The sequence below is a fragment of the Mycobacterium sp. NPDC050041 genome, from assembly GCF_049541695.1.
In the GTDB taxonomy this organism is placed as follows: Bacteria; Actinomycetota; Actinomycetes; order Mycobacteriales; family Mycobacteriaceae; genus Mycobacterium.
The window spans coordinates 1-1112 of sequence record NZ_JBMVDG010000023.1; the positions used below are offsets into that span (position 1 = coordinate 1).

1 protein-coding gene is annotated in these 1112 nt (G+C 67.4%); it reads right to left on the reverse strand.

What is annotated here, in order from left to right:
- A partial coding sequence (locus ACPCHZ_RS28480; RefSeq protein WP_423487824.1) for an amino acid adenylation domain-containing protein occupies positions 1–1112 on the reverse strand: 1112 nt, incomplete at both ends.

Sequence of the window (1112 nt, forward strand, 5' to 3'; positions counted from 1 at the left end):
CCGAACCCACCGAACGGACACGCCACGAACCGCGACGCGGTCAACCCCGACCGCCGCAGGTAACCGTGACTGACCCCCAGCCCCGCGACGTACAACTCACCCACCACCCCGGGCGCGACCCGGCGCATCGACCCATCCAGGACGAACAACGCCGCCCCCGGCACCGGCACCCCGATCGGCACCACACCCGAACCGGCCACCAACGGCCGACTGACCGTCGCATACACCGTCGTCTCCGTCGGACCGTAACCGTTGATCATCACCCGGCCCGGCGCCCACCGATCCACCACATCGGCCGGACACGCCTCAGCAGCCACCATCAACGCCGTCGAGTCCAACCCATCCGGGGACAGCATCCCGACCGCCGAGGGCGTCTGACTCAACACCGTCACACCCTCAGAGACCAACAACGCATGCAACTCCTCCGGCGAGGCGAGCACCGCCTCGGGCACCACCACCAGCCGGCCCCCGTGCAGCAGCGGACCCCAGATCTCCCACACCGTGTAGTCGAACGCATACGACGCGCACTGCGCCCACACCTGATCCGCCGACAGCTCCACACCGACATCCATGCCGTCGAACAACCGCGTCACATTGCGATGCGACACCGCAACACCCTTGGGCGTACCCGTGGTCCCCGACGTGTAGATCACATGCGCCACATCACCGGGAAGCGGACCCGCCACCGCACTGACCGGCTGATCAGCGATCCGCGCGTCATCAGCAGTGAGCACCACCACGTCATGACCGGCGAACCGATCCGCCAGATCCGCAGTCGTCACCACCGCCACCGGCGCAGCATCACCCAACACGAACCCAACCCGGGCATCAGGCACCGCCGGATCCACCGGCACATACGCCGACCCCGACTTGAGCACCGCAAGAATCGCCACGATCGCCTGCGCCGACCGCGGGAACATCACCGCCACACACCGACCCGGACCCGCACCCTGACCGATCAACAAATGCGCCAACCGATTCGACGCCTCGTCCAACTCCCGATACGACACCGAGCGACCCTCGAACGTCAACGCCGGCGCCAACGGACGACGCACCACCTGCGCCCCGAACAACTCCGGAACCGTCGACCCCACACCAACCGACCCACCCAA